This window comes from Acidomonas methanolica (genome assembly GCF_004346035.1).
Classification (GTDB): domain Bacteria; phylum Pseudomonadota; class Alphaproteobacteria; order Acetobacterales; family Acetobacteraceae; genus Acidomonas; species Acidomonas methanolica.
Window position 1 is genome coordinate 101,300 of record NZ_SLZN01000009.1, and the last position, 7,112, is coordinate 108,411.

Genomic DNA, 7,112 nt, shown 5'->3' on the forward strand with positions numbered 1-7,112 from the left:
CGCATGACGGCCGACGCGCTGGACCGTTTCCTCATCGGGGAACTGACCCATCCGGTTGATCCCCGGCTCGTGGCGTTCGTCAGGGCGATCGTCGGGGAGCGTCGCCCGCTGGGCGTGCTCTTTTACGGCTCCGGCCTGCGCGCGTTCGATGCTGACGGGCTGTTCGATTTCTATATTCTGCTGGACTCGCTCGAGGACTGGCCGCAATCCGCTCCGCTCCGACTGGGCAACGCCCTGCTGCCGCCGAATGTCCATTATGTCGAACGGGACGGCCTGCGCGCCAAGGTCGCCCTTCTCACGCTCGACCAGTTTCTCGCCCGTTCGCGCCCCGATTCTCGCGATACGACGATCTGGGCGCGGTTTTGCCAGCCCGTCCGGCTCGTCTGGGTGCGGGACGAACGCGCGGCGGACAGGATTCTCGCCGCCATACGGGGTTGCGTGATGACGGCGGCCGGGTGGGCCGCGCGGCTCGGCGAGGGGCCGATGACGGCGGAAAGCTGGTGGTCCGGGTTGTTCATCCGTACCTATGGCGTGGAATTGCGCGTGGAGACGCCGGAGCGGGCGCGGGTGCTGATGGCGGATGGTGAGGCGCGCTACGCCGCGCTGCTGCCACTCGCCTGGCGGGCGGCGGGGCTCGCCTTCGACCGGGACGGTCCGGCGCTGACGCCGCTGGTGACGCCGGAGCGGGCGCGGCGGCGTTGGGCGCGCATCGCCCGGCGGGGGCGGATGCTGAACGTGGCCCGGCTGCTGAAGGCCGCTTTCACTTTCGAGGGCGGAGCGGCCTATCTCGCCTGGAAGATCCTGCGGCATGGCGGCCCGGATCTGCGCCTGTCCCCGTTCGAGGCGCGCCATCCGCTGCTTTGCCTGCCCCGGCTGCTGTGGCGCGCCCGGACGGTGCTGCTCCGCAGGAGAAAATGACCGCTGTCTCGACGGCGGGAGCGGGGCCTAACGGCCCAGCCCGTATTCTCCCGCGACCCGTTCGAAGATGCCGACGGCCTGTGCGATCTGGTCCGTCTCATGAGCCGCCATGACGGAGCAGCGCAGAAGCGGATTCTGAGTCGGCGTCGCCGGGGGGAGGGAAAGATTCACGTAAAGACCGCTTTCCAGCAGCCGGTTCCACATGGCGATGGCCTGCTCCACATTGTCGAGCGTGACGGCGACGACCGGGCTGACATGCGTGCTGACGGACAGTCCCAGCCCCTTCAGGCCGTCATGAAGCTGACGGGCATTCGCCATGAGTTTCTCGCGCAGCTCGGGACGGGCCTGCATCTCGGTCAGCGATCCGAGCGTGGCGGCGATGATCTCCGGCGGCAATGACGCCGTGAACATGTAAGGGCGCGAGCAGAGGCGGATCAACTCGATGCCGTCATGATCGGAGACGCAATAGCCCCCCACGGTGCCCAGGCTCTTGGAGAAGGTGCCGACGATGAAATCGACTTCCGTCTCGCAGCCCTGCGCCTCGGCCACGCCGAGCCCGCTGGCTCCCAGAACGCCGAAGGAATGGGCCTCGTCCGCCAGAAGCCAGGCGCCGTGCGCCTTCTTGACCTCGACGAACTCCTTCATCGGGGCGACGTTGCCGGTCATCGAGTAGATGCCCTCGACGACGATGAGCTTCGCCCCCTGATGGTCCTTCAGCCGGCCCAGCCGCCGGTCCAGATCCTCGGGGTCGTTGTGGCGGAAGCGGATCACCTGCGCCTGCGACAGGCGGCTGCCGTCATAGATGCTGGCGTGGCTGTCGGCGTCGAGCAGAAGGATGTCGTCCTTCCCCGCCAGCGCCGAGATCGTGCCGAGATTGGCCTGATACCCCGTCGAGAAGACGAGGCAATGGCGCTTCCTGAAGGTCTCCGCCAGACGGTGCTCCAGGGTCTTGTGCAGCGCGTAGGTGCCGTTGGCGATGCGCGAGCCGGTCGTGCCCACGCCCTCGGAGCGGATGGCGGCGATCGCGGCCTCCGCGGCGACGCTGGACTGGCTGAGGCCAAGATAATTATTCGTGCCGAAGAGCAGCGTCTCGCGACCCTCGATCAGCCCGACCGTGGCGGAGAGCGGGCGTTCGATCACGACGCCGAAAGGGTTGCGCGGCGCGGCGCGGCGGAGGTTTTCGATATCCGCCGCCAGCCCCGCATATTTGGCGAAGATATCCGTCATGCAGGCGCGCCGCCCTTCAGCTCCGTCAGACAGATGGCGAGATCGCGGATGGTGCGGATGTCGGCCAGACGGTCCAGCGGCACGGAGACGTCCAGCGTGTCCTCGATCTCCATGACGAAGTTCATCACGGCGAGGCTGTCGAAGGCGAGATCGTCCACGATCCGGCTGTCGCCGTCGATGTCTCGCGGCACTTTCGGGTTGGCGAGCAGTTTCTCAATGATCAGCGCGGTGATCGACTCGACCGTTTCGGCCATCAGGTCTCTCCGGGATAGGACGGGGTCCGAAAAATTGAAATCAGGCGGCGGAACTGACCAGCGGTTCGAACTGACCCGCTAGCAGCATGGCCTTCGCGCGGGCGCGGGTGAGCTTGCCGGACGAGGTCTGCGGCAGGGTATGGGGCGGGACAAGGATGACCTCCACGTCCACGCCATGCTGGCGGCGGAAGTGACCGGCCGTCTCTTCCCGCAGGCATTCGCGCTCGGCGGGGTTGGTGGCGCGGCACTGGACGAGCGCCACGATGTTCTCGCCCGTCTCCGTCTCGACGGAGAACACGGCAACATCGCGGGAGCGCAGGCTGCCGATCGCCGTCTCCGCCGACCATTCCAGATCCTGCGGCCAGATATTGCGTCCGTTGATGATGATGAGATCCTTGGCGCGCCCGGTGATCACCACCTGCCCGTCGAGCATGTAGCCGAGATCGCCGGTGTTCAGCCAGCCGTCGCCGGACAGCACGGAATGTGTCTCCGAATCCCGGCCATAATAGCCGCGCATCAGGCTCGGCCCGCGCACATAGACCGTGCCCACGCGGCGATCCGCCAGCACCTTGCCCTCGGTGTCGCGAATCTCGACCTCGTGGTCGGGGAGGGCGCGCCCGCAAAGGACGAAGGTGCGCAGGACCAGTGACGGATCATGGCTCGGATACGCCGCGCCTTCCGTCTCCAGGCGGCGCAGATCGATCGTATCGGTCTGGATCCCGGTGTCCAGCGGGGCGAAGCTGATGGCGAGCGTCGCTTCGGCCATGCCGTAGCTCGCGACGAACGCCTCTGCGCGGAAGCCTGCCGAAGCGAAACGTTCCGCGAAATTTTCCAGAATATGGTGGCGAATCATGTCGCCGCCGATTCCCGCCACGCGCCAGCAGGACAGGTCCAGCGTCTCCGGCGCCTGGCGGCGCGCGCAGAGTTCGTAACCGAAGGAGGGGCTGTAGGCGATGGTTCCGCGATTGCGGCTGATGAGGTCGAGCCAGACATGCGGCCGCCGCGCGAATTCCCGCGTCGGGAGGAGATCGACGCTCAACTGGCAGGTCATGGGGGTGAGGAAGAACCCGACCAGCCCCATGTCATGATAGAGCGGCAGCCAGGACACGCAACGATCGCCCGTCGCACGCACCTGCAACCCGTCCCGCGCGATGGCGCGCGCATTCGCCATGCCCGCTTCCTGCGTGACGGCCACCCCCATCGGAAAACGGGTGCTGCCCGAGGAGAATTGCAGGTAGGACAGCGATGCCGGCTCGCGCGCGGGCAGCGCGATGTCGGGGACGGGATCGCGAAGCAGGTCGGCGGGCAGGCCCCCGAAGGCGAGCTCCAGCCCTCCGACGATCTCCTGCGTCCAGCCCGCGATCACCTCCGGAACGATTACCGCCCGCGCCTCGGCGGCGGCGATCATGCCGCGGAGCGTGGCGATATAGGAGTCGCGCCCGCCGAAGGCGATCGGCAGGGGCAGCGGCGCAGGCACCAGGCCCGCGTACTGGCACCCGAAGAACAGCCGCGCGAAATCGCCGTCGCTCTCCGCGATGATGGCGACCCGATCGCCGGGATGCAGCCCGCGTCCCAGCAGGCGCCGCGCGGTGTCGAGCGCCTGCTCGCGCAGGCAGCGATACGGCAGGGCTTCGAGAAGCTGACCGCGCCCGTTATAGATGTTGAAGCCCGCCCGACCTTGCGCGGCGTAATCGAGCGCGTCGGCGAAGGTGGCGAAATCGCCGAAACGTCTGGTCTGTTCGCAATCCGTCGCAGTCGGAATCGAGGTCTTTGCGGTGCTCCCGGTGTCGTTCAAGATTTGCCCAGCTCCATCGTCCGTCATGCGATCATAAACCGGCCGATGATTCGTCATGCGGCCCTCCTGAGGAATTCGACGATGGCGTCGGCGGCTGCGGGAGCAGTCGGGCCGTCGTCCGGAAACTCGAAGGTTTCTAATACATATTGACGCTGAACCTCAATAAAGGCGTCGTGACGGGCGAAAGCCCGCGTGAGCGCCTCGTCGAGACTGCTCCCCGGCGTGTGGCCGGAGGCGGGGCTCATATCCTGCACGTCGCCCAAAGTCCAGAATTGATAGTCCGGATTGTCCTGCCAATGAATCCGGTGCGCGTTCAGGAACAGGCAGGGACGCGGCCGCACGACGAACTCGGCGACCTGGCTGCTGACATCCCCGAGATAGAGATCCGCGGCCATGGTGTAGGTCATGTCGATGCTGCGCGGGCTGCCGGGATCGATCAGCATGTGGGGGAAGGCGGCGTAGCGCGAGACGAGCGCCTCTCCCTCCCTGCGCCGCTTGTCGAACAGCCGGTAATGCGGCGCGAAGATCAGGTTATAGCGGTCCTGATGCGCGAAGAACGCCAGCACGTCTTCGCCGCAGACCGGCCATGACGAGAGCCTGGCCGAGAAATGCGGATTATAGAGAATGGTCGGCCGGTCATTGTCGAACAGGCGCGAGCGCTTGCCGCCCATGCGCCGCACGATATCGAACTTCGCATAGGCGCCGCGGAAATAATGTCCGGGCCGAATCGCGCCTTCCGAGAGCAGGCGCCGCTCCACCTTGCGGCCGGAGAGGAGCACGAAGTCGAACTCGCGCACGTCCTTCGCGAAGCCGATGGCGCGATCGCCCGCGCCATGCCGCGTCCAGACGATGCGCGGCTTCCGGATGCCCATGCGCCGGAGATAGAGCGACGTGCGTTCCGGCACGACAATCCCCTGAAAACGCGAGAAATAGTCCCGGTTCAGGAAGAGGCTCAGCAGCTTCGGGATGATGCCTGGACCATGTGTCTCGATATGGCGGCGCACGACATCCGGCAGGGCCAGCAGCTCGAATTTCGCTCTCGCCCGGGGATAGAGCGCGCCCAGTGTGCGGGCGTAGTCGAGATGCGCCTGGGTCGTGCAGGCGACATGCACGTCGACATCCGGATAGCGGGTCGCCATTTCCATCGCGATCGGCAGGGAGTGAAGTGTCTGGTGAGGTTGGGCGATGTAAGGAAAGGCGACTTTCAGCATGGGGCGGCGTCTCGCGCGGCATCATGCGGGCGCGCCTCGAGCACAAGCAGGAGTTGCAGTCCGATCAGGGTGATCGTCGCCAGAAGAGTCGCGGGTCCGGCGCCCCCGAGCCCGTACCAGCGGACCATGAAGAACAGACTCGGCAGGAAGAGCAGCGTTTCGAGCGCGCGCGCCTTGATCGCCGCTCCGGCCCGGCGTGTGGTGAAGAGCAGGGGTTCGAGCGGCAGTCCCCAGACCGTGACGATCTCCGCCGCAAGCAGCCAGAGCATGACCGGCACGGCCTGCGGATTGGCCTCGCCCGTCAGCAGCCTGAACAGCGGGTGGCCGAGGAAGAAGGCGACGGCGAGAATGACGCAGCCGACCACCCCGCCGGACAGGGCAATCTGGATGCAGAGACGGTAGAGACGTCCCGTGGCCTTGTCGCGCCACATGCGCGCCATCTCGGGGTAAAGCGTTGTCTGGATCAGGGTGACCGGCTTGGCGACGCCCGCCGCGATCTGGCTGGCGAGGCGATAATAGCCCGCGCTGGCGGGCCCCAGCAGGCAGCCGACCATCAGCGTCCCGAGATGACCGAAGGTCAGCGCCAGGGTCGAGGTGAAGTTGGTGGCGAAGACGAAGCGCCAGATCCCCGGATGCAGACGCCCCATATGTCCACGCACGATATCGGCGACCGTCAGGCGCAGGCTGAACGAAAAGCCCTTCAGGAGGTTGCGGACACGCAGCTCGCGAATCGCGAAACCGCTCAGAAAGGCCCAGGCCGTGGCTTCGGCCATCATCCAGATGGCGGCAAGCCGGGGAATGGAGCTGCCGAGGACGAGCATCGCCAGAACGCCGATGACCCGGCAGATCGTCGCGACGGTGCCTTGCATGGCGAGCCGGTCGTATCGGTCGAAAAGCCGGAGAACGCCCGTCGCCGTGGCGGTCGTCATGAACAGGACGGAGACCATGTAGATCGTCCCGACCAGACGGATGCCGGGCGGCCATCCCAGCAGGCTCGTCCCGAACCATGCGATGCCCATCCCGACCATGCAGCCGACGAGTCCGCTCATCAGATCAAGAAGCAGGCTGAAGGCGACGATATGTTGAAAGCTGCGTCTCTCTCCGCGGGTCAGCGGGCCGACGCCGTAATGAAGCACGACCTGCCAGGACTGGAAATCGACGACATCGCCGACCATGCGGGCGAAGGCGTACATCATGGCGATGAGGCCGAAACCGTAGCTTCCGAGAAGATGAATGGTCAGCGAAATCTGCGCCAGGCTGAGCGGCGCGTTCACGGCGCGCCCCATCAGCAGCACGGCGACATTCCTGAGTACGCGCCGGAGGCCGTTCGGAGCTTGCGCGCCGGCTTCTCCGGATGCTGGAGGCAGATCTTCAGGCATGGGGGTCAGACATGGGGGAACGTGCGATCCCGACTTCCTCATGAGGCGGACGACCGGGGCGGAATTGCCCTGATCCGGTTCACGACGATGATAGTGATGGCGTTCCGAGGGAACTCCAACACCGGATATGCATCTTTTCATTGCACAACCGCGTGGCCGAAGAAATTTTTTTTATTGTCATTTTTTCCATTGACGCTTTGGTGTGAGTGCTCGTAAAAGCCCGCTACCGACGAGGGGGGCTGAGGTTTCTCTGGGTTTTCTGAGTGAAATCAGGGGCTTTAAGTTGGTTTTGTTCTTTGACAATTGAAGATTGAGAGAGAATGGAAGG

6 protein-coding genes are annotated in these 7,112 nt (G+C 65.5%); 1 reads left to right on the forward strand and 5 read right to left on the reverse strand.

Annotated features, from left to right (window positions below; genetic code table 11):
- Positions 1 to 3 precede the first annotated feature (3 nt).
- Entirely contained in the window at positions 4 to 918 is a 915-nt protein-coding gene (locus EDC31_RS09030) for a hypothetical protein (RefSeq protein ID WP_042057295.1), read from the forward strand.
- 27 nt (positions 919 to 945) lie between these two features.
- Here EDC31_RS09030 and spt read toward each other — a convergent pair whose 3' ends face one another.
- The 5 genes from spt to EDC31_RS09055 form a co-directional block, all read right to left on the reverse strand.
- Positions 946 to 2,145, reverse strand: coding sequence for a serine palmitoyltransferase (gene spt / locus EDC31_RS09035; protein ID WP_042057293.1), 1,200 nt, complete (start codon positions 2,143 to 2,145; stop codon positions 946 to 948).
- Positions 2,142 to 2,399, reverse strand: a complete 258-nt coding sequence (locus tag EDC31_RS09040) for an acyl carrier protein (RefSeq protein ID WP_042057291.1) — start codon at positions 2,397 to 2,399, stop codon at positions 2,142 to 2,144. Before EDC31_RS09040 ends, spt begins: the two co-directional genes overlap by 4 nt.
- 40 nt (positions 2,400 to 2,439) lie before the next feature.
- The gene (locus EDC31_RS09045) at positions 2,440 to 4,161 is read right to left on the reverse strand and encodes a fatty acyl-AMP ligase (RefSeq protein WP_239641598.1); all 1,722 of its coding nucleotides are present in this window, start codon (positions 4,159 to 4,161) and stop codon (positions 2,440 to 2,442) included.
- 86 nt (positions 4,162 to 4,247) lie between these two features.
- Positions 4,248 to 5,402 carry a sensor domain-containing protein gene (locus tag EDC31_RS09050; RefSeq protein ID WP_186819994.1) on the reverse strand — a complete coding sequence of 385 codons (1,155 nt, stop codon included), beginning with the start codon at positions 5,400 to 5,402 and terminating at the stop codon, positions 4,248 to 4,250.
- Positions 5,399 to 6,691 carry a lipopolysaccharide biosynthesis protein gene (locus EDC31_RS09055; RefSeq protein WP_239641597.1) on the reverse strand — a complete coding sequence of 431 codons (1,293 nt, stop codon included), beginning with the start codon at positions 6,689 to 6,691 and terminating at the stop codon, positions 5,399 to 5,401. The genes EDC31_RS09050 and EDC31_RS09055 overlap by 4 nt, the downstream gene beginning before the upstream one ends.
- Positions 6,692 to 7,112: the final 421 nt, after the last annotated feature.